Raw genomic sequence first — 20031 nt, 5'->3', positions numbered from 1 at the left:
TCAGCAGTGTCCGGTCGTCAGTAGGCGAAGGCCATGGGCTTGTCCGGGTCGTCCGACGGGCTCGAGGTCGCGATGGCGTTCTCCTCGCTCGGCGGGCCCGCCTTGGCGAACTTCAGGAAGAGCCGCAGCGCGACCACCGCGAGCACCAGGTAGACGAGGGTGAAGCCGATGAACGAGAGCGCCACGGTGGGCGCGCCGACGCGCGGCGAGACCGCCTCGCTCGTCTCGTAGAGGCTGAACACGACCCACGGCTGGCGGCCCATCTCCGTGAAGATCCAGCCCGCGCTGTTGGCGAGGAACGGCGTCACGGCCATCCACATCGCGATCGGCCAGAACAGGCGGTGCTCGGGCAGGCGGCCGCGGCGGGTGAACCACCAGACGATGACCGCCATCGCGACCGCGAGCATCCCGAACCCGATCATCGCCCGGAACGACCAGTAGGTGAGCGGGATGTACGGCGCGTAGTCCCCCGGCCCGTACAGGCCCTGGTACTGGGCGTTGAGGTCGTTGATGCCCTGCACCTCGCCGTTGAACGAGCCCGTGGCGAGGAACGAGAGCAGGCCCGGGATCTCGATGATCGGTGTGCCGTGGCTGCCGTCGAGCGAGCCGATGGTGAGCACGGAGAACGGCGCGTTGAACGTGGTCTGGTAGAGCGCTTCGGCGGCGGCCATCTTCATCGGCTGCGTCGCGGTCATGACCTTCCCGAGCGAGTCGCCCGAGAGGACCAGGCCGAGCCCGCCCACGAGGGTCGTCAGGATGCCCAGGCGCATCGCGGGCCGGTGTACGTCGAGGTCGCGGCGGTGCATGAAGTGGTAGCCGGAGACGGCGACGACGATGGTGCCGGCGGTGAGCCACGAGGCGAAGATCGTGTGCGGGAACGCGGCCATCGCGACCGGGTTGGTGAGGACGGCGCCGAAGTCGGTGAGCTCGGCGCGTCCGGCGGTCTCGTTGAGCTGGTAGCCGACCGGGTTCTGCATGAACGCGTTCGCGGCGAGGATGAAGTAGGCGCTGGCGAGGGTGCCGAAGGCGACGAGCCAGATGCAGGCGAGGTGGAGGCCGGGCTTGAGGCGGTCCCAGCCGAAGATCCACACGCCGATGAACGTGGACTCGAGGAAGAACGCGACGAGCGCCTCGAACGCGAGCGGCGCGCCGAAGACGTCGCCGACGAAGCGCGAGTAGGCCGACCAGTTCATGCCGAACTGGAACTCCTGCACGATGCCGGTGACGACGCCCATCGCGATGTTGATGAGGAAGAGCTTGCCCCAGAACTTGGTCGCGCGCAGGTACGCGGTCTTGTGCGTGGTGCGCCAGAGGGTCTGGAGGATCGCGACGAGGAGCGAGAGGCCGATGGTGACGGGCACGAAGAGGAAGTGATAGACGGTCGTGACGCCGAACTGCATCCGGGCCAAGTCGAGAACGTCCATATCGCCCCAATCGCGCATTGAGTGCCTGAGTGTGATTATCGTGGCAGCTCGACCGGGCCCCGGGGGATGAAACGCGCGAGTGCACGGGTTTTCGGGTTCCGCTGATTTTCAACTCATGGAGTCGCGAGGGACAATTGCCGAGGCCGTCGAACGGAGAGGGAGTGGCGATGCGGACAGTCGCGGTGCTTGGTGCGGGGAAGATGGGGCAGGCGATCGTGTCGGGCCTGCTGCGGGCCGGCTGGTCGGGCGAGTCGGTGGTGGCGACGGCGCGCAGCGCCGAGCGGGCCGCCGAGCTGCGCGAGGCCTACGGGATCCGGGTCGAGCCGAACGCCGAGGCCGTGCGGGACGCGGACGTGGTGGTCGTCGCGGTGAAGCCGCAGGACGCCGGGGCGCTCCTGGAGGAGCTGGCCGGGGCGTTCGAGGGCGGCGCGCCCGTCGTGAGCATCTGCGCGGGACTGCCGGTGGCGTTCTTCGAGAAGCGGCTGCCCGACGAGACCCCGGTGATCCGGGCGATGCCGAACACGCCGGCGCTCGTCGACGAGGCGATGACCGTGCTCTCCCCCGGGTCGCACGCGAGCGAGACGCACCTGGCGGCCGTCGAGGAGTTGTTCACGCCGCTCGGGCGGACGCTCGTGGTCGACGAGAAGCACCAGGACGCGGTCACCGCGATCTCGGGTTCGGGCCCGGCGTACTTCTACTACCTGGCCGAGGCGATGACCGAGGCGGGCGTCCTCATGGGACTGCCGCGGGCGATCGCGAAGGAGCTGGTGACGCAGACGTCGCTCGGCGCGGCCCGGATGCTGCGCGAGAGCGGGCAGTCGCCGGTGGACCTGCGCGAGGCCGTCGAGTCCCCGGCGGGGACGACGATCAGCGCGGTGCGGCAGTTGGAGAACCACCGGGCGCGGTCGGCGGTGACCGACGCGATCGAGGCCGCGCGGGACCGGGCGCGGGAGATCGCGGAGGAATATGCGTAGCCGGCGGAGCGGATCGGGAAGGACAGGCGCGTAGATGACGGGCATCAAGCGGGGGAAGTTCGCCGAACTGGACGGCGCGACGGTGTTCGCGATCGCCCGGCTGCGGCAGGAGGTGTTCGTCGTCGAGCAGGAGTGCGCCTACCCGGACCTGGACGACTACGACCTGGACGCGGAGACGGTGCACTTCTGGGTCGAGGGCGAATCGCCTGCGGAGGCGGTCGCGACGCTGCGGGTCCTGCGCGACCGCACTTCCGGTGACGCCTGGAAGATCGGCCGGGTCTGCACGGCGCTCTCGGCGCGCGGGACCGGCTTGAGCGCCAAGGTCTTCGGCGCGGCGATGGACTTCCTCGGCCCGGAGGCAGAGGTGACCCTCGGCGCGCAGACCTACGCGGCGGGCTTCTACCGCCGCTTCGGCTTCACCGAAGCGGGCGAGGAGTACGACGAGGACGGCATCATGCACATCGAGATGCGCCGCCTCCGAACGTGAAACGGTCCATGTCGGAAATGTCCGCCCGGGGGACCCCTTGTTGTAACCCTACGTAGCGCGGCCGACGGTTTCCCGGGCGTGTCGTTCACCCGTTGGCGTGAAAGGGAAAGCCCGGGAGCGGAATCCCGGATCTATCATTCCGCTCCCGGACGTCTGGGCCCCCCTTTAGGCCTCGGGCATGGGTTCAAGCTTGCTCGGGTCGACCACGCCCCAGTACGCCGACTTCGCCTGCAGGCGGTCGTCGAAGAACAGCGGGGCCTCGTGCGGGCGCGAGACCGGCCAGGTCCGCAGCCACGAGACCGCGTCGTACAGGCCCCACATCGTCACCGACTCGAGGTCGTCGGCGCGGGCGCGCAGGACCTCGAAGAGCTCCTTGTAGTACCAGCCCTGCGCGATCAGCCGCTCCGGCGGGGTCGCGGGCAGGCTCTCGGTCATCTCGTTCGAGAGCGAGACGTCGAGCTCGGTGATCGTCTGGAGCACGCCGAGCTCGCGGAACAGGTCGATCGACTCGCCGAGCAGGGCCGGGTCGCGCCGGTAGTCGACGTGCGCCTGGTGCCCGATGCCGTCGACCGGCGCGCCCTCGCACTTGAGGTGCTGCACCAGGTTGAACATCGCCTCGCGCTTGTCGGGGAACTCGGTGTTGTAGTCGTTGATGAAGAGCTTCACCTTGCGCGGGAAGGCCTTCCGGGCGATCTTGAACGCCTTCTCGATGTACTTGGGGCCGCCGAAGACCTCGTACCAGCGCGAGTGGCGCAAGCCATCGGGCTGCTCGGGGTCGACGACCTCGTTCACCACGTCCCAGGCCCACACGCGGTCGCCGTAGTGCGCGGCGATCGCCTTGACGTGGGTCTCCAAGCGCTGCAGCAGGAGCTGCTGGTGCTCGCGCGTCTTCCGGAGCGGCTCGCCGTTCGCGTCGAGGAACCACCAGGCCGGGGTCTGGTTGTGCCACAGCAACGTGTGGCCCCAGATCTTCATGCCGTGGGCCTCGGCGAAGTCCACGATCTGGTCGGCCCGGCTGAAGTCGAAGACGCCCTCGGTCGGCTGGATCGACTCCGGCTTCATCTGGTTGCCGGTCGTGACCTGCGCGAAGTGCTTGGCGAGGAGTTCGGCGGGCTTGCCGACCACCTCAGGCGGTTCGACGGCGCAGCCGAAGGTGAAGTCGTCGGCGAGGAAGTCCTTGAGCGGCAGCAAGTCCTGGATCTCCGGTTCTGCGATGCGGGTGAGCGTGAAGGCGTCGAGGAGGATCGGGGTGAGGCTCGAGTCCGATTCGACGTAGAACTGCAGCAGGTCGGCGGGCTGGGCGATCGAGTACGTGCCGGAGAACTCGGTCCAGGCCGCGTCGGTGACGGCGGTGTTCCATCTGACGCCTTCGTAGTTCGAGACGCCGCCGACGTCGCGCTGCACGGTGGTGCGCAGGTCCGCGGCGGTCTCGCCCTCGGGCAGGCGCAGGTACACCTTGAGCTGGTAGCGGACGCCGACCTCGATGTGCGAGGTGATGTCGATGGCGGCGCCGTTCCAGGTGGCGGTGCGGCCGGTGATCAGCAGGCGCTGTTCGGGGTCGACGGCGACGGCGGCCGCGCCGCGGCCGGTCCAGCCCTCGGTGGTGCCGGAGGAGAAGTCGGTGGCGAGGAGGAGGTCGTCGGCTTGGGCGGGGCTCGCGGCGAGGGCCACGAATCCGGCGGGGAGGAGGCCCGCGCCCGGGCCGCGGGCGGGGCCCCCGCGCCCCGGGCGGCGGCTGGCGGGCGGGGCGAGGGAGGGGTGGGGCATTCGTTGCGGAGAGGGGTGGGACATGCGTTGCGCTCCTTTGCGACAGGCCTTCACAGCGAGGGCCCCGGCCGCTCCATCACGGGGTCGAGGAGCGACCGGGGAACACTGCGAGATCCCGAAAGTTTCGGAAACTTTCATTCAAAGCATTGATATGTTACGATCCTCGCGTCGGGGCTGTCAAGGCGCCGACCCACCACTGTGGCGGAGATGTGAGGGGCTCTGCCGCAATGAAGAAAGGGGACCGGCCTCGCGGCCGGTCCCCTCAAAACGTTATGGCGTCTGCCTGCGGCTACGCGCCGTCGGGCTGCTCGATGAGCGACTGGATGTACAGCGCCTCGCCGATCTTCTCCAGGATCTCGAGCTGCGTGTCCAGGTAGTCGATGTGGTGCTCCTCGTCCTCGAGGATGCTCTTGAAGAGGTCCCGCGAGACGTAGTCCTTGACCGACTCCATGTGCTCGATGCCGCGCTTGAGGCGGTCGATGGCCTCCACCTCGATGAGGCGGTCGCACTCGAAGATCTCCTTGACCGTGGTGCCGATGCGCAGCGGGAACAGCCGCTGGTAGTTCGGCATGCCGTCGAGGAACAGGATCCGGTCGGTCAGGATCTCGGCGTGGCGCATCTCGTCGATCGACTCGGACTTGGTGTACTTCGCGAGCTTGGTGTAGCCCCAGTTCTCCTGCAGCTTCGCGTGCAGGAAGTACTGGTTGATCGCGGTCAGCTCCGCCGTCAACTGCTCATTGAGGAATTCGATGACCTGCTTGTCGCCCTGCATTGCAATCCGTCCTTCCCGGTCCGTCAATCGCCGGCTCCATGACCGACGATCTCAGACTAGGACCAGGTGGGGGCCCATTTCCAGCCAGGAATGCCTAAAATAGGACAACCTATCCTAACGGAGGACATCCTAAAGCGTCCGCCATTTCCGTTGAATCCGGCGATTGAGGATGGGCTCAAGCCGCGGCGGGAACCGAGGACGTGAAATAACTCTCGATCATGTCGACCAGGCGCTCATGGCAGGTGCCGCAGCTGGTGCCGGCGTCGCAGGCCTCGCCGATGGCCTCTTCGGTGTGCGCGCCGGCGCTGATGCAGTCACGGACTTCGTTCTCGTGGACTGCGTGGCAGATGCAGGCGTACATCCGACCTCCGGGAAGGTAAGGCTGGACTAATGAAGGTATGCCTAACCTACCTGCGGTCGGGGGCGATCGGCAACCCCCGTTCCGGTGGATCACCCGGAGCCGTTCGGGCGACCCACCGGCCGGGCGTCAGCCCGCGAGGTCGCCGAGGACCTTCACGGCATGCTCGATCCCGGCGTCGTCCACGTCGAGGTGGGTGAGCATCCGGCCCCAGTCGGGGCCGAGCACCGAGATCTTCACGCCCTGCTCGGCCGCGGCCCGCGCGACCTGCGCGATGTCGGGGAGGCGCAGCAGCACGATATTGGTCTCGACCTGCGAGGCGTCGCAGATGCCGAACGGCTCGAGCGAGCGCGCGAGGTGCTGGGCGCGGGCGTGGTCCTCGGCGAGGCGCTCGATGTTGTTGGCGAGGGCGTAGCGGCCGGCCGCGGCGAGGAACCCGGCCTGGCGCATGCCGCCGCCGAGGCGCTTGCGGATGACGCGGGCGCGCTGGGCGCGCTCGGCGTCGGTGATGAGCAGCGAGCCGACGGGCGCGCCGAGGCCCTTGGAGAGGCAGACCGAGACGGTGTCGAAGAGCGCGCCGTACTCGCTCAGCGGGACGCCGGTGGCGGCGTGGGCGTTCCAGATGCGGGCGCCGTCCAGGTGGAGGCCGAGGCCCTGGGCGTCGGCGAGGGCGCGGAGGGCGCGCAGCTCCTCGATGGGCTGGACGGTGCCGCCGCCGATGTTGTGGGTGTTCTCGACGGCGATCGCGCGGGTCGTCGTGGAGTACGGGTGCGGCGGGTTGATGATCGGTTCGATGAGCGCGACGTCGAGGCGGCCGTTCGGGGCGGCCCAGGTGCGGGTCGAGATGCCGCTCAGCGCGGCGGCCGCGCCCATCTCGTAGTTGACGACGTGCGAGCGCACGTCGCAGAGCAGTTCCTCGCCGGGGGGCACGAGAAGCTGCAGGCCGATCTGGTTGGCCATCGAGCCGGTCGGGGTGAAGACGGCGGCCTCTTTGCCGAAGAGCTCGGCGGCCTCGGCTTCGAGGGCGTTGACGGACGGGTCCTCGCCGTACACGTCGTCGCCGACGTCGGCGCTGGTCATGGCGGCGAGCATGGCCGGGGTCGGCCGGGTCACGGTGTCGGAGCGGAGATCGACGATCATGGGCCGACCCTACTGCGGCCGGTGGGTCTGGATGCGTTCAGGCGGAGTCGGTGGAGAGGCCGTCCAGGACGAGGTCGAGCAGGCGGCTTCGGGCGCGTTCGGGCGCCCAGGAGTGGTGGCGGCGCAGGTGCACGTAGGGCCAGCAGACGGTGTTGAAGACGAGGTCGGCCGCTTCCTCGGCGTCGGCTTGCGGCGCGAGGGAGCCGTCGGCGGCGCCGTCGAGGATGAGCCGCACGAGCGGGGCGACGACGTCCTCGATGGGCTCGTCGAAGAGGCCGGTCTCGTGGAAGGCGGTGTCGAAGTCGGTGAGGAGCGCGAGGTGGCGGTCGAAGACCGCGCACATGGCCTCCAGCGCCCGGCGCAGGCGCTCGCGGCCGGTGCCGGTGGCGGTGAGGACGGGCCACAGGGAGTCGCGGTAGTCGACGAGGAGGCGTCGGATCAGGGCGAGGCGCAGCTCCTCCTTGCCGCCGATCTGGCGCCAGAGGGTCGCGCGGGAGACGCCGGCGCGGTCGGCCACGTCGCCCATGGTGAGCCGGTCCCAGCCGGTCGTCCCGAGCACGTCGGCGGCGGCGGCCAGCAGCTTCTCGTCCATCGTGGTCCCTCCCGTGCGCTCCGGCGCGCCATCATCCCATGAACCAGTCCCGTGAAACACGGTGTTGCACAGACTGGAACGCTCGGTATCATCAGAGCATGTCCCTTCGGCACCACCTGGTCGACACCACCCCCCTGCGGATCAGCCGCGACTTCCGCTGGCTCTACATCGGGCGCACGGGCCTCCTGGTGGGCGCCATGCTCACCGAGACCGCCCTGATCTGGCAGATCTACCAGCTCAGCGGCTCGAACCTGGCCGTGGGCGCGGCCGCCGCCTCCGGCGGCGTCGGCATCGTCGCCGGGCTCCTCGTCGGCGGCGTCCTCGCCGACCGGTTCGACCGGCGCCGCATCCTCGTCACCGTGCGCGTGCCGGGGCTCCTGGTCGCCTTGGCGCTCTTGGTGAACGCCCTGCAGGACGAGCCGCTGCTGTGGTTCCTCTTCGCGGCCGTCGTCGCGGACACGTTCCTCGCCGGGCTCAGCATCCCGGCCTCGTTCGCGGCCGTCCCCTCCCTCGTCGGGCAGGAGAACGTCGCCGGCGCCTCGGCCCTGAACGGCCTCACCGGCCAGCTCACGAGCGTGGCCGGGCCGGCCCTCGCGGGCGTCGTGATCGCGGCCGGCGGCACCGAATGGTGCTACGGCCTCAACGTGGTCGGGTTCGTCGTGTTCGCGGTGGCGATGGTCTTCGTCGGGCCGATGCCGCCCGACCACGGCGGCGAGGACGAGGAGGCGTCGAGCTCGTACTCGCTCAAGGACGCGTTCGCGTTCGTGCGCCGCAACAAGATCGTGGCCGGGGTGCTGCTCATCGACATCATGCCGATGCTCTTCGCGTACCCGAAGGGCCTGTTCCCGGCGCTCGCGACCGAGCAGTTCGAGGGCGGGGCCGTGGCGTTCGGACTGCTCTCGGCCGCCGCCGGGGTGGGCGCGTTCCTCGCGGCCGCGTTCAGCGGGAGGGTCACGAAGACCGCGCGGCCCGGGCTCGTGGTGGTCGTCGCGGCGAGCATGTGGGGCGCGGCGATGATCGGTCTGGCGCTGTCGCCTTGGCTCGCTTTGGGTCTGGTGTTCCTGGCGATCTCGGGGGCGAGCGACCTCGTCTCGGAGGTGCTGCGCACGGGCCTGTTGCAGAACCACACGCCAGACCGGCTGCGCGGGCGCGTCACGAGCCTGTGGCTGGCGCAGGCCACGGTCTCGCCCGCGCTCGGCAATCTGCAGGCCGGAGCGCTGGCGGGCCCGCTGGGGCTCGGCGGCGCGATCCTCGCGGGCGGCGCGGCGTGCGTCGCGGGCGTGGCGGTCGTGGGCTGGCGGCTCCCGGCGTTCCGGCGCGCGACGATGGAGGCCCCGCGGCCGGAGGCCCCGGCGGTCCCGAGCGGCGCCGCCTAGTACGGGTTGTCGCCGTTGCCGATGCCGAGCACCGGCAGGTACATGCGCTCGCCGTCGGCCGTGAAGCCGTCGTAGACGATGTCGAACAGGTCCTGGATGCCGAAGGCGCGCAGGGCGTCCACCATCATGTGCGCGGCCTGGTTGGTGGCGGTGCGGTCGGTCGAGTTGAAGCTGCGCGACCAGTTCGGCTGGGTGCCGCTGGGGGCGCGGAAGCCCATGCTCGGCAGGTTCGACAGGCCCGAGCGCCAGGCGCCGCTCACGGCGGCGCTCGCCTCGACGCGCAGGCCGCCGTCGACGAACGCGGCCACGTACCGGGCGGACCAGTCGCCGGTGCGCAGGAGCACGGTGCCGGCGGTGTCGACCACGGGCACGTCGGCGGCCATGTCGGCCAGGAGCGAGGAGAGCCGCTCGGTGAACTCGCCCATGTCGGTGCAGGCGGGCTCGGGCGGGCGCTGGCCGGTGCGGGCGTAGGCGGCCCAGCCGGAGACGTCGCCCTTGCCGACGGCGTGCGCCTCGAGCTGCTCGAACAGCTCGGGCGAGAGGAGCCGGAGCGTGACGCCGCCGTGGAAGCGGCGCAGGTGGAGTTCGAAGATGAGGCCGTCGCGGTACCAGCGGATCCAGGGGCCGCCGTCGCCGCCGCGGATCTCGGGGGCGCCGAGCTCGCTCATCATGGTGCGCAGCACTTCGCGGAAGATGAGCGTGCGGTGCTGCTCGCCCTGGCGGCCGCGCTCGGCGGAGCGCAGGACCATGACCTCGATGGAGTAGAAGTCGGCGCGGCCCGCGACCGGAGTCTGGGGCGGGATCGAGTCGGCGATGGCGTTGCCGGTCTCGTAGCCGGTCTCGGCGCGCCACATGCCGATGTCGACCTCCGCGGAGCGCACCTGCCAGCCGAGGTCGGTCATGGCGCGCTGCAGGTCCGCCTTGTTCCAGCGCCCGAAGTCGGTCTTTCTGGCCCGGCGGAGCAGGTCGACGAGTTGCGCTTCACTGATCCTGTGTGTGCCGAGCATCCGTTACCGTGCCAATCCGTCCGTAGGTGGGGCTGCGGGCGAAGCCCGGCGTGCCACTGCGGTTAGGGTAGCCTTGCCTGCGGTAGCGGGTCGAGAGGTGAGGGTTGGCAGTTGTCCGATACTGTGCGGCAAGACACGCTAGTCAGCCTACTAGGCGGCAGGCGCGGGGCCTTCGACGCCACCGCCCCGGTGGTGGTGTTCATCCTCACTTGGATGCTGACCGGGAACTCGATCGCTTGGGCCGCAGGGGCTTCCCTCGTTTCGGCGGGCCTGCTCGCGATCGTGCGGCTGCGCCAGCGCCAGAAGCCCCGGGCCGTGATCCTCGGACTCCTCAGCGTCGCGGTCGCGTGCCTCATCGTCCTCTACACCGGACGCGCCCAGGACATCCTCCTCCCCCGCATCGTCACCAACGCCGCCAGCGCCCTCGTCTGGGCGGGCTTCATCGTCTTCCGCCGCCCCCTCCTCGGCCTCATCGTCGGTGGCCTTCTCGGCCAGAAGACCCGCTGGCGCCGCGACCCGGACCTGCTGCGCGCCTATAGCGCGGCCTCCTGGGTGTGGGTGGCGATGTACGCGCTCCGCGTGGCGATCCTGACCCCGTTCTGGAACAGCGAGAAGGAGGAACTGGCGGTGGTCGCCGGCGGGGTCGCTCAAGTGGCGCTCTCCTGGCCCCTGCTCGTCCTCTGCCTGATCGTCAGCGGCTGGGTCATCCGCGCCGTCCTCCCGAAGCACCACCCGGGCATCAGGCACCCGGTCGACCCGGCGGAGCCCGCCGAACCGGAGAAGACCGCTCCGTAACGCGGTTCCCTTACGCACCAAGCGAAACGAATTCCGGTCGGCTTCCCGACTGTCGGCGTTTCGCTGACCCGGTTTCGTTGTGTGCACCAATACACTCAACTGCATGGAAACCCGTAGTCAGGTTCTGTGGAATCCGCTACTCAGCGATGAGCACCAGGACGCGCTCAAGCCGGAGGCGCACGCCGTCTCCTACCCCACGGGCACCAAGCTCATGAAGGCCGACGAGCACTCGGACTACGTGATCTACCTCCGCTCGGGCCTGGTGATGTCGTGCCGCTGGGAGCAGCAGCCGGACGGTCAGGAGCGGCGCACGATCTTCGGCCTCCACGGCCCGGGCACGCTCATCGGCGAGCTGGCCCCGCTCACCGGCGAACCGCGATCGGCCGACCTGGTCTCGCTGCGGCCGGTCGAGGTGCTGCACATTCCGGGGGACGTGTTCCTCAGGTTCCTGCTGTCGAATCCGCGGGTCCACCTCGAGGTGACGCGGCGGCTGGCGAAGCGGGTGCGCGAACTCGGCGAGGTGCAGGAGGAGTCGTTCCTGTCGAGCGAGCGGCGACTCGCTCGGGCGCTGCTCCGGATCGTCGAATCGGGCATCGGCGTGGAAGGCGAGCAGGGTCTCGTCATCGCCGGATTCACCCAGAACGACCTCGCCGACCTCGCCCGCCTCTCCCGCGAATCGGTCTCGGCCGTCATGCAGCAGTTCAAGGCCCGCAGTTACATCGCGACCGGACGGGCCAGATTCACCATCTGCGATACCGCTGCGATCGAGGCGCTGGCCATGCGCCGCGACCGCTCCCTCATTTAGCCCCGGAACGGATTGATCCGCCATGTCGGACTTCGACCTCATTGAACTCATGACCGCGATCATCGGCTCGATCGCCGCGATCGCCACAGTGGCGGGCGCGGTGTTCCAGTACAAGGCGGCACGGCTCGAACTGCGCTCGAGGCAGGAGATCCGCCAGGAACCCTCGGTCCACCCGAAATCGGCAGATGGGAAACCACCGCAGTGAATCCAGTCCGGAGTGAGACCTACGAGGGGTCCGAGTTGATCGAACTGCTCCGCCAACATGTGCCGCTCGACTTCGATCCGGAGGAATTCGTCGTCGCGGGCAGCGCCCGCCTGTGGGTGGAGGGCATCACGCCGCGCCTGTCGGACCTGGACCTGCTCGTCCGGCCGAGAAGCGAGACCTGGCGCCGTGCGATGGAACTCGCGTTCGAGCATGCGCTCGTCTTCGACGCCGCGCCCTTGCGGACGAGCGCCTACACGGGAGACAAGATCGCCCGCCTCTACGGCGGCGTGGTCGAGGTCTGCCAGACATGGCTCCTTCCCGGCAGCGACACGTCGGAACTGCTGGAGAGGGCGGAGGAGATCGACGGGCTGAAATACCTTTCCGTCGAGCAGGTCGTGGCGTACAAGCGGATGCTCAATCGCGACAAGGACAAGGCCGACCTGCACGCGGTCTTCGAGCACGCCGAATCCGGCAATGTCGCTCCCCGTGTTGGGGGGATGTCTGCGATGCTGTTATGTACCAATGTCATTGACGGAGGTTGTCATGGGAACCCCACCACCCGAGACCACCAGGGCCGCCCTCGACGAGGTCTACCGGCAACTCGATCATGCCCGCGTCAACGTGTCCCACGCCGATACGAAGGCCGCGCTGCTGGCAGCGGGGGCCATTCCGATCACGGCGCTGCTGCTCGCCGCGCCGTCGTTAACCGAGCGCGTCAGTGTTTCCAGCGTCTTCGGATGGGCGGCCGCTGGGTCCATGCTCGTGGGCATCGGCTTCCTCGGCGCCGCGGTGTGGCCGCGACTGACCGGCCGCACCGGTATCCGGTCGGGCGCCCGCCGCTCCCCTGACGAGATCGTGCGGACGACGCTGCGCACGTCGACCGACCCGGAGCAGCAGTTGCACGACGCGGCGGAGGAGCTGTCGATGCTGGCCACATTGGCACTCGACAAGTTCCGGAGAGTGCGCGCGGCAATGACCTGCTTCGCCATTGCCGCGCCCCTCATGGCGGCCGCCGCGATCGGGTTCGCCGTTTCCGGCTGAGCTTGTCAGGCTTCGCGGATCACGGCGCATTCGCCGGGTTTCAGGGAGAGCATCGGCGCCCACGGCTTGCCGGTGAGGAGGTTGCGGCCGGTGGCGGGGACTTTGGCGGGTTCGTCGCCGTGGTTGATGGCGAACAGGTAGGTCGGGCCGGCCGGGCGGGAGCGGCGGACGAGTTCGAGGTCGGCCGGGGTCTCGGGGAAGTCGGCGGGAAGGTCGAGGCTGGAGAGGAAGGGGTCGAGGTCGGCGAGGCGGGTCGCCAGGTACCAGACCTGGCCCCGGCCGAGACTGCGGCGGAACACGGCCCCGGTCTCGGGGTAGTCCTCGAAGTTGGCGACGACGTCGGCGTCGAGGGCGTGGGTGACTTCGGACCAGGTGTGGCCTTCCCAGCCGTTGTCGAGGGCGACCTTGTCGCCGTTGGGGATCGGGACGAACTCTTCGACACGGATACCGAGGAGGTCGCCGAGGGCGCCGGGGAGGCCGGGGTGGACGTGCTCGTTGGAGTCGACGATGCCGGAATAGGGGCCGACGACGAGGGTGCCGCCGTTCTCGACGTAGGCGCGGAGGTTCGCGTCGTCGTCGAGGAGGTAGAGGTGCGGGGCGAAGACGTGCGTGTAGCGGCTGAGGTCCCAGGCGGGGTTGACGAGGTCGGTGGTGACACCGCGGTGCCAGAGGGCGGCGTGCCAGCGGCGCAGTTCGGGGTAGGTGTCCATGTCGGAGGACGGCTGGCCGGGGGTGCCTGCGGCCCAGCAGGAGTTGAAGTCCAGGAGGATCGCGGCGTTGGCGTCCACGGTGGAGCCTTTGATCTCGGCCAGGTTCTTGAGCCAGGCGCCGAGTTCTTTGACCTCGCGGAAGACCTTGGAGTCGGTGCCGCCGTGGGGGACCATCGCGGAGTGGTAGCGCTCGGCGCCGTAGCGGGAGGCACGCCATTGGAAGAACATGGCGCCTTCGGAGCCGCGGGCCACATAGGAGAGTGAGTGGCGCAGGAGGTCGCCGGGGCGTTTGGCGAAGTAGCCGCGGCGCCAGGCGGAGGAGTTGGAGGACTGCTCCATGAGCAGCCAGGGGTCGCCGGCGGCGAGGCCGCGGGACGCGTCGGCGCCGAACGCGGCCTGGGCGGGCCAGTCGATGTCGCCGTCCGGCAGGAGGTAGTGGTCGGTGGCGATGAGCCGGTTGGGGCCGGTGGCGTGCTCGCCCCAGCGGTGGTAGTCGAGGCCGGAGAAGTTGCCGGTGACCATCATGTTGGTGGTGATGGGCTTGTCAGGGCTGTGGACCTCGATCGCGGCGGCCTCGGAGCGGAAGAGCTCGAGGAGCGCGTCCGAGGAGAAGCGCTTGAAGTCGAGCACGAGGCCCGGGTTGGGGGTCTCGGCGCAGATGCGCGGGGGCAGGACCTGGGACCAGTCGCTGTAGGTCTGGGACCAGAACGTGGTGCCCCACGCGGCGTTGAGGCCGGCGAGGTCGCCGTGGCGTTCCTGGAGCCAGGCGCGGAAGGCCTCGGCGGCGAAGTCGCACGTGCAGGAGCGGTAGTACTCGTTGCCGATGTGCCACATGGCGAGCGCGGGATGGTCGGCGTAGCGCTCGGCGAGGCGGGCGGCCATTTCCACCACGGCCGCTTGGAAGACGGGCGCGTGCGGGCAGTATTCGGCGCGCGCGCCGGAGTTGAGGCGGACGCCTTCAGGGTTCACCGGGAGGGTCTCGGGGTGGGCCTGGGAGAACCACGGCGGCGGGGACGCGGTGGAGGTGGCGAGGTCGGCCTTGACGCCGCCCTCGGCGAGGAGGTCCATGACGGCGTCGAGCTGCGCGAAGTCCCATTCCCCCGGCCCGGGGTTGATGCTCGCCCAGGCGAAGATGTTGACGCTCACGAGGTTGACGCCGGCCTCGCGCATGAGCCGGACGTCCTCGTCCCAGACCTCGCGGGGCCACTGCTCGGGGTTGTAGTCGCCGCCGTAGGCGAGGCCGTCGATCGTGGGGATGATGTCGGTGTTCCTATGTGCCACAAGTGGTCCTTCGGTGTTCGGCACGGTCGGGGTGAGGCCTCGAAGACGCATGACAGCGCTTTCCAGCCAGGCCTGAGGATTCTGCCTCCACGATCCCCTGCAAGTCAAGCGCTTCCCGGCGCACGCAGCGCGCGCCGTCGAGCAGCGGGATCGGCCCTTTCCCCTGGAACGTTTCGAGGGATGCGGACTGGAGGTGCATCGATGCAGCTAGGGGCGTTGCCGGTGCGGCGGGAGGCCCCGCTTGTACGCGTCCCAGAGGCTGCGCATCACGAAGATCTTCTCGTCGAGCTCGTCGTCGGTCGAGAGCGCGCGGCCCGAGTACGGCGCCTGGAGCCGCCACGGCTTCTGCTCGGGGTCGAGGAGGTAGACGACGGGCACGGTGCGGCTCGCGCGGCGCTCGGCCCGGATGTCCGCGATGTCCGTCCAGGCGGCGTACCGCTCCGTATGACGCTGGGACGCAACGGCTTTGAGCGGGTGGATGCCGCGCTCGTCGAGCACGACCCCGCGGTTGCGCGCGCCCGCGTAGGCGACCGCCAGCGCGACCGCGAGCGCGAGGAGGACCAGCGCGAGCGTCGTGTAGCGGTACCAGTGCCTGACGGCGAGCATGTACGCGGCGGCGGGGACGAGGGCGGTGACGAGCGAGGCGCCGGAGAGGAACAGCGCCCGGCCGAGGACCTGGCGCGTCGTCGGACGGAATGTGATCTTGACGGCCACGTCCACCCCCACCAGGCTTGTGCCGCTGCTGTACCGCTGATCGTGCCACGTTGAGCGGGCACGTCAAGCGACAATCCGACAGAAACCGGACCGGCACTTTGCGTACCCCGCGCCCGGGTGTGTCAGGCTGGTCCCATGACGAGTACCGATGCCTCCACCGGTCCGATCCCCGGCGCCCGCAGCGGCCGCCGGCTCCGGGTCCGGCGCCCGGCGGCGGTCACCGGCGCGGCGTTCGTCGCGTGGCTGACCGTGACGCCGCTGTCCGTGGCGCTCATCGTGGAGCGGCCGATCTGGGGCGCGTTCTCGGCGGCGGTGGGCCTGGCGATGCTGCTCGCGCCAGTCGCGGTCTCCATGTGGGCGTGGCGCTCCGGCATCGACGTGACGAGCGAGGGCATCGCGGTGCGGGGCATGTTCACCAGCCGCACGATCGCGTGGCGGCACATCGACGGGTTCGCCACCGGCAACGAGGGCGTGGCGGCCATATTGGACGACCAGTCGCAGGTGCGGCTCGACCCGCTCAAGCCCGAGAACCTGTCGCAGGTCCTCGCGATCGGCGGCCAGGAGCTGCGCTCCGCCGATTGACGGCTCGCCGGCTTCGCCGTGGCCGAAGCCGACCGCTAGTAGCCGTCGCTGACCACGTTCTCCAGGGGTTCGCCCGCTGCGAAGCGGCGGATCTGGGCGCCGATGGGCGCGTAGGCGCGGTCGAGGGTGCCGTCCACCGAGGCGCCTGCGTGCGGGGTGATGAGGGCGCCTTCGAGGTCCCAGAGCGGGTGGTCGGCCGGGAGCGGTTCGGGGTCGACGACGTCGACGGCGCAGCGCAGGCGGCCGGAGGCGACTTCGGCGACGAGGGCGTCCGTGTCGACGATCGGGCCGCGCGCGGCGTTGACGAGGAGCGCGCCGTCCTTCATGCGGGCCAGGAACTTCGCGTCCACGAGGCCGCGGGTGGCGTCGGTGAGCGGGAGGATCAGGATCACCACGTCGAAGTCGGGCAGCAGCGCGTCGATCCGGTCGATCGGGTGCACGCCGGGGCGGGCGCGGCGGGCGACCTTCTCGACCTCGACGCCGAGCACGGTCAGGACGTCGGCGACCTTCTCGCCGATGTCGCCGGCGCCGACGATGAGGGCGCGCTTGCCCACGACCGTGGTGGTCCACTCGACCTTCCATTCGTGGCGGGTCTGCTTGCGCGCGAAGACGTCGAAGCCGCGCATGGAGGCGATGACCGCGCCGAGGGTCCATTCGGCGGTGACGCCGGTGTGCACGCCGCGCGCGTCGCAGAGGGTGACGCCGGGCGGGACGGCCGGGACCCAGACCTCGGCGCCGGCGCTGAGGAGCTGGATGGCCTTGAGGGAGGTCATGTCGCGCAGCGGGGTCGTGACCTTGGACTGGGCGAGGAACGGCGGGACCCAGAAGTCGAGCGCGGCCGGGTCGGAGGGGTAGTCGCCGCGGCCGTCGTAGACCTCGACCTCGACGCCGTCGGGGAGCGGGCCGAGCAGGGCGCGGCCCTCTTCGTGTGCGATCCAAACCTTCACGGCCACAGCGTCTTCCTCCGGGTCGGTCGTTCTCGGCGCCGCGCTCGCGCCCCATTGCCCCGTATATCCTATAGGATCCATGATTCCCGGCCGCGGGGGTTAGAGGAGGCGCGCGCAGGGGAACCGTGGGGCGTGGAAAACTGCGCCGCTCCCCGGTCGGGCCCTGCCTATAGTCTTGTGGCCATGCGCAGGTTGCTCTCGGCAGCGGCGGCCACCGCCGCCGCACTCACGCTCGCGTCGTGCTCCTTCGGCGAGCCCCCCGAGCCCGAGACCGGCGAGCCCCCGAGCCTCCCCTCCCCCAGCTCCTCGCCCGAGGCGCAGACCTCGTTCATGGACGTCGTCGCCGACGGCCTCGAGGTCCCCTGGGGCCTCGACTTCCTCCCCGACGGCACCGCGATCGTGGGCGAGCGCCCCACCGGCCGCCTCCTCACCATCCCCCTCGCCGAGGACGGCACCGCGGGCGAACCCGTCGAGCTGCGCACCGTCGACGTCGCCGACGACGGCGAAGGCGGCCTCCTCGGCCTCGCCGTCTCCCCCGACTACGACACCGACTCGACGGTCTACGCCTACTACACCACCGACACCGACAACCGCATCGCCAAGATCGACACGAGCACCGACGCCGCGCCCGTCCCGATCCTCACCGGGATCCCCTCCGGCCCCAACCACAACGGCGGCGCCCTCGAGTTCGGCCCGGACGGCTTCCTCTACGCCGCCACCGGAGACGGCGGCGACGGGAACAACGCCCAGGACCCGGAGTCCTTGGGCGGCAAGATCCTCCGCATCACCACCGCGGGCAAGCCCGCCGAGGGCAACCCCGACCCCGCCTCCCCCGTCTGGACCCTCGGCCACCGCAACGTCGAAGGCCTCGCCTGGAACGCCGCCGGCCAGCTCTACGCCACCGAGTTCGGCCAGGACGTCGCCGACGAGGTCAACCTCATCGAAGCCGGGAAGAACTACGGCTGGCCGTACTTCGAGGGCACCGACACCGAGGAGGCCTACGCCGACCCCGCCCTCATCTGGGAGCCCTTCGAGGCCTCCTGCGCCGGCGCGGTCTTCCTCGAGGACACCTTCGTCACCTCCTGCCTGCGCGGCCAGCGCCTCTGGACCGTCCAATTCGACCAGTCGGGCACGCCCACGGCCGAGCCGCAAGCAAGCCTCGTCAACGAGTTCGGTCGACTACGATCGGTCGCCATGGGCCCCGACGGGATGCTCTGGGTGACGACCTCCAACCGCGACGGCCGCTGCACCGAGGAGCGCGGCTGCACCCCCGACGACGCCGACGACCGGATCATCCGGTTCTCCACCAGCTACGCGGCCCAGGGAAGGGTCTGAGCCGCATGACCAGTCCAGCCGCGCGAGAAAGGCACTAGATGAACGACCGGCTCGCCGCCGCCCTGCACCGCATCGAGAACGCCGTCCGACCCGCCGGGAGGCGCGTGCGATCCCTGTGGCGCCGCTCGAGAGCGGGCTGGAAGCGGCTGCGGGCCTCCGAGCGGGCCCAGCGGCTCGCCGTCGTCGTCGCGATCGTCTTCGTCGGCACGGGCGCGGCCGCCGGCGGCCTCGCGCTCGTGGGCGGCACGAAGGCCGACATCGGACCGTTCGACACCACCGTCTCGCTCCACCCGGATCTGAGCGGCGAGACCATCGTGACGATCCCCCCGCTCGGCGACGTCATCTTCGACAGCCACGACGGGCCCATCGGCCTCGACCTCAAGCTCGACTCCGTCGACCCCCTCGAAGCGCAGGAGATCATCAACACCCCCGGCGGCGTCACCAGCGCCTCGAAGAGCCTCGCCTCCGACGTCGAGGACGCCGTGGTGCGCGTCGTCGTGGAGGCCCTGGCGATCGTCACGCTGTGCGGGCTGCTGGTGGGCGCGCTGGCGTTCCGCACGATGCGGCGGGCCCTGCTCACCGGGGTGACCTCGCTGGCGGTGACGGCGGCGCTCATGGGGTACGCGGCGGCGACGCTGCGCGCCGAGTCGATCTCGCAGCCGCGCTACGAGGGCCTGCTCGCCTACGCGCCCAGCGTGGTCGGCAACGCCGAGGACATCGCGCAGAACTACGAGGAGTACGTCGCGAACCTGCAGAAGTTCGTCACGAACATCTCGGAGTTCTACGCGCTCGCGATGGACATGCCGCAGCTCGGCATCCAGGACGACTCGATCCGGGTGCTGCACGTCTCGGACATCCACCTGAACCCCTCGGCCTGGCACCTGATGGAGTCGGTGGTCGACCAGTTCGACATCGACGCCGTGGCCGACACCGGCGACATGAACGACTGGGGCTCCGAGCAGGAGGCCGAGATCTTCTCGCAGGGGGTGGAGCAGATCAACGTGCCGTACGTGTTCGTCAAGGGCAACCACGACTCGGTGACGACCGTGGCCGCGCTCTCGGCGTACGACAACGTGATCGTGCTCGACGGCGAGGTGCAGGAGATCGCGGGGCTGGAGTTCGCCGGGGTCGCCGACCCGCGGTTCACGCCGGACAAGGGCGCGCAGCCGTCGAGCGAGTACGCGCAGCAGATGCTCACCGAATCCGGTGAGCGGCTTGAGCAGACGATCGTCGACGCGGGCGGGGCCGACGTGGCGATGGTCCACGAGCCGCCGATGGCCGATCCGCTCGCGGGCGTCGTGCCGCTGGTGCTCGCCGGGCACACCCACGAGCGGGCCGTGAAGGACCTCGGGGACGGCACCACCCTCATGATCGAGGGCTCCACCGGCGCGGCCGGGCTGCGGAACTTCCAGTCCGAGGAGCCGATGCGGATGGAGATGGACGTCCTCTACTTCGACCCGACGACCAAGGCGCTCACCGCGTACGACTCGATCTCGGTCGGCTCGGGCACGGAGACGGACGTGACCCTCGACCGCACGGTGATCCCCACCGAGAACCAGGTGGACGAGGCCGAGATCCAGGGCGCCACCGAGTCGCCGACGCCCGCCAGCGAATGAGCGGGACCGGTTGCGCCGCAACCGGACCGCCCGCCGTTACCGTTCCGTGATGCACCTTGAGGTTGTCTTGAGTTAACCCGGGGTTCAATCGGAGACGGCCCGG

20 protein-coding genes are annotated in these 20031 nt (G+C 69.9%); 10 read left to right on the top strand and 10 right to left on the bottom strand.

Annotated elements, in window-relative coordinates:
- Positions 1-17 precede the first annotated feature (17 nt).
- On the bottom strand, positions 18-1424 hold the full coding sequence (locus O2L01_RS09855; RefSeq protein WP_270121747.1) for a cytochrome ubiquinol oxidase subunit I: 1407 nt from the start codon (positions 1422-1424) through the stop codon (positions 18-20).
- A 167-nt stretch (positions 1425-1591) separates the two neighbouring features.
- Between O2L01_RS09855 and proC the strand changes: the two genes are divergently transcribed.
- Both proC and O2L01_RS09845 read left to right on the top strand, forming a co-directional pair.
- The gene (gene proC, locus O2L01_RS09850; protein ID WP_270121746.1) at positions 1592-2398 is read left to right on the top strand and encodes a pyrroline-5-carboxylate reductase; all 807 of its coding nucleotides are present in this window, start codon (positions 1592-1594) and stop codon (positions 2396-2398) included.
- Between the two features lie 34 nt (positions 2399-2432).
- Positions 2433-2885, top strand: coding sequence for a GNAT family N-acetyltransferase (locus O2L01_RS09845; protein ID WP_270121745.1), 453 nt, complete (start codon positions 2433-2435; stop codon positions 2883-2885).
- Between the two features lie 165 nt (positions 2886-3050).
- On the opposite strand, the gene O2L01_RS09840 is transcribed toward O2L01_RS09845, so the two are convergent.
- The 5 genes from O2L01_RS09840 to O2L01_RS09820 form a co-directional block, all read right to left on the bottom strand.
- Positions 3051-4676 carry an endo-1,4-beta-xylanase gene (locus O2L01_RS09840; RefSeq protein WP_270121744.1) on the bottom strand — a complete coding sequence of 542 codons (1626 nt, stop codon included), beginning with the start codon at positions 4674-4676 and terminating at the stop codon, positions 3051-3053.
- Positions 4677-4941: 265 nt separating this feature from the next.
- Positions 4942-5424 (bottom strand): bacterioferritin, encoded by a 483-nt coding sequence (gene bfr / locus O2L01_RS09835; protein ID WP_270121743.1) that lies wholly within the window; start codon positions 5422-5424, stop codon positions 4942-4944.
- Positions 5425-5599: 175 nt separating this feature from the next.
- The gene (locus tag O2L01_RS09830) at positions 5600-5785 is read right to left on the bottom strand and encodes a (2Fe-2S)-binding protein (RefSeq protein ID WP_270121742.1); all 186 of its coding nucleotides are present in this window, start codon (positions 5783-5785) and stop codon (positions 5600-5602) included.
- Positions 5786-5911: 126 nt separating this feature from the next.
- Entirely contained in the window at positions 5912-6919 is a 1008-nt protein-coding gene (locus O2L01_RS09825; RefSeq protein ID WP_344469109.1) for a threonine aldolase family protein, read from the bottom strand.
- 40 nt (positions 6920-6959) lie between these two features.
- Positions 6960-7514: a TetR/AcrR family transcriptional regulator gene (locus O2L01_RS09820; RefSeq protein ID WP_270121740.1), complete on the bottom strand. Its 555-nt coding sequence runs from the start codon at positions 7512-7514 to the stop codon at positions 6960-6962.
- A 98-nt stretch (positions 7515-7612) separates the two neighbouring features.
- Here O2L01_RS09820 and O2L01_RS09815 point away from each other — a divergent pair, with 98 nt between their 5' ends.
- Complete coding sequence (locus O2L01_RS09815; RefSeq protein ID WP_270121739.1) at positions 7613-8890, top strand: MFS transporter; 1278 nt, start codon at positions 7613-7615, stop codon at positions 8888-8890.
- Here O2L01_RS09815 and O2L01_RS09810 read toward each other — a convergent pair.
- A complete protein-coding gene (locus O2L01_RS09810; protein WP_270121738.1) occupies positions 8887-9897 on the bottom strand; it encodes a TY-Chap domain-containing protein in 1011 nt (336 codons plus the stop codon). The two genes, O2L01_RS09815 and O2L01_RS09810, sit on opposite strands and share 4 nt — an antisense overlap.
- 123 nt (positions 9898-10020) lie before the next feature.
- Between O2L01_RS09810 and O2L01_RS09805 the strand changes: the two genes are divergently transcribed.
- The 4 genes from O2L01_RS09805 to O2L01_RS09790 all read left to right on the top strand — a co-directional run bounded on the left by O2L01_RS09805 (position 10021) and on the right by O2L01_RS09790 (position 12743).
- Positions 10021-10692: a DUF3159 domain-containing protein gene (locus O2L01_RS09805; protein ID WP_270121858.1), complete on the top strand. Its 672-nt coding sequence runs from the start codon at positions 10021-10023 to the stop codon at positions 10690-10692.
- A gap of 103 nt (positions 10693-10795) precedes the next feature.
- Entirely contained in the window at positions 10796-11497 is a 702-nt protein-coding gene (locus O2L01_RS09800) for a Crp/Fnr family transcriptional regulator (RefSeq protein ID WP_270121737.1), read from the top strand.
- Positions 11498-11519: 22 nt separating this feature from the next.
- Positions 11520-11702, top strand: coding sequence for a hypothetical protein (locus O2L01_RS09795; protein WP_270121736.1), 183 nt, complete (start codon positions 11520-11522; stop codon positions 11700-11702).
- A 543-nt stretch (positions 11703-12245) separates the two neighbouring features.
- Entirely contained in the window at positions 12246-12743 is a 498-nt protein-coding gene (locus O2L01_RS09790) for a Pycsar system effector family protein (RefSeq protein WP_270121735.1), read from the top strand.
- A 5-nt stretch (positions 12744-12748) separates the two neighbouring features.
- Here O2L01_RS09790 and O2L01_RS09785 read toward each other — a convergent pair whose 3' ends face one another.
- Both O2L01_RS09785 and O2L01_RS09780 read right to left on the bottom strand, forming a co-directional pair.
- Positions 12749-14734 (bottom strand): beta-galactosidase, encoded by a 1986-nt coding sequence (locus O2L01_RS09785; protein ID WP_270121734.1) that lies wholly within the window; start codon positions 14732-14734, stop codon positions 12749-12751.
- Positions 14735-14941: 207 nt separating this feature from the next.
- Positions 14942-15448 (bottom strand): hypothetical protein, encoded by a 507-nt coding sequence (locus tag O2L01_RS09780; RefSeq protein WP_270121733.1) that lies wholly within the window; start codon positions 15446-15448, stop codon positions 14942-14944.
- A gap of 135 nt (positions 15449-15583) precedes the next feature.
- Here O2L01_RS09780 and O2L01_RS09775 point away from each other — a divergent pair, with 135 nt between their 5' ends.
- Entirely contained in the window at positions 15584-16030 is a 447-nt protein-coding gene (locus tag O2L01_RS09775; protein WP_270121732.1) for a PH domain-containing protein, read from the top strand.
- A gap of 35 nt (positions 16031-16065) precedes the next feature.
- Here O2L01_RS09775 and O2L01_RS09770 read toward each other — a convergent pair whose 3' ends face one another.
- The gene (locus O2L01_RS09770) at positions 16066-16977 is read right to left on the bottom strand and encodes a 2-hydroxyacid dehydrogenase (protein WP_344469111.1); all 912 of its coding nucleotides are present in this window, start codon (positions 16975-16977) and stop codon (positions 16066-16068) included.
- Between the two features lie 183 nt (positions 16978-17160).
- Between O2L01_RS09770 and O2L01_RS09765 the strand changes: the two genes are divergently transcribed.
- Both O2L01_RS09765 and O2L01_RS09760 read left to right on the top strand, forming a co-directional pair.
- On the top strand, positions 17161-18312 hold the full coding sequence (locus tag O2L01_RS09765) for a PQQ-dependent sugar dehydrogenase (protein WP_270121730.1): 1152 nt from the start codon (positions 17161-17163) through the stop codon (positions 18310-18312).
- Between the two features lie 38 nt (positions 18313-18350).
- Positions 18351-19928 carry a metallophosphoesterase family protein gene (locus O2L01_RS09760; protein WP_270121729.1) on the top strand — a complete coding sequence of 526 codons (1578 nt, stop codon included), beginning with the start codon at positions 18351-18353 and terminating at the stop codon, positions 19926-19928.
- Positions 19929-20031 lie beyond the last annotated feature (103 nt).

Origin of the sequence: Glycomyces lechevalierae (genome assembly GCF_027622945.1) — a bacterium.
GTDB lineage: Bacteria > Actinomycetota > Actinomycetes > Mycobacteriales > Micromonosporaceae > Glycomyces > Glycomyces rutgersensis.
This window is presented reverse-complemented; position numbering and strand designations above follow the sequence as displayed.

Excerpts from the sequence above, each read along its gene's own strand:
- O2L01_RS09855 (WP_270121747.1), bottom strand. The coding sequence starts at position 1,424 with ATGGACGTTCTCGACTTGGCCCGGATGCAGTTCGGCGTCACGACCGTC.
- proC (WP_270121746.1), top strand. The coding sequence starts at position 1,592 with ATGCGGACAGTCGCGGTGCTTGGTGCGGGGAAGATGGGGCAGGCGATC.
- O2L01_RS09845 (WP_270121745.1), top strand. The coding sequence starts at position 2,433 with ATGACGGGCATCAAGCGGGGGAAGTTCGCCGAACTGGACGGCGCGACG.
- O2L01_RS09840 (WP_270121744.1), bottom strand. The coding sequence starts at position 4,676 with ATGTCCCACCCCTCTCCGCAACGAATGCCCCACCCCTCCCTCGCCCCG.
- bfr (WP_270121743.1), bottom strand. The coding sequence starts at position 5,424 with ATGCAGGGCGACAAGCAGGTCATCGAATTCCTCAATGAGCAGTTGACG.
- O2L01_RS09830 (WP_270121742.1), bottom strand. The coding sequence starts at position 5,785 with ATGTACGCCTGCATCTGCCACGCAGTCCACGAGAACGAAGTCCGTGAC.
- O2L01_RS09820 (WP_270121740.1), bottom strand. The coding sequence starts at position 7,514 with ATGGACGAGAAGCTGCTGGCCGCCGCCGCCGACGTGCTCGGGACGACC.
- O2L01_RS09815 (WP_270121739.1), top strand. The coding sequence starts at position 7,613 with ATGTCCCTTCGGCACCACCTGGTCGACACCACCCCCCTGCGGATCAGC.
- O2L01_RS09810 (WP_270121738.1), bottom strand. The coding sequence starts at position 9,897 with ATGCTCGGCACACACAGGATCAGTGAAGCGCAACTCGTCGACCTGCTC.
- O2L01_RS09800 (WP_270121737.1), top strand. The coding sequence starts at position 10,796 with ATGGAAACCCGTAGTCAGGTTCTGTGGAATCCGCTACTCAGCGATGAG.
- O2L01_RS09795 (WP_270121736.1), top strand. The coding sequence starts at position 11,520 with ATGTCGGACTTCGACCTCATTGAACTCATGACCGCGATCATCGGCTCG.
- O2L01_RS09790 (WP_270121735.1), top strand. The coding sequence starts at position 12,246 with ATGGGAACCCCACCACCCGAGACCACCAGGGCCGCCCTCGACGAGGTC.
- O2L01_RS09775 (WP_270121732.1), top strand. The coding sequence starts at position 15,584 with ATGACGAGTACCGATGCCTCCACCGGTCCGATCCCCGGCGCCCGCAGC.
- O2L01_RS09765 (WP_270121730.1), top strand. The coding sequence starts at position 17,161 with ATGCGCAGGTTGCTCTCGGCAGCGGCGGCCACCGCCGCCGCACTCACG.
- O2L01_RS09760 (WP_270121729.1), top strand. The coding sequence starts at position 18,351 with ATGAACGACCGGCTCGCCGCCGCCCTGCACCGCATCGAGAACGCCGTC.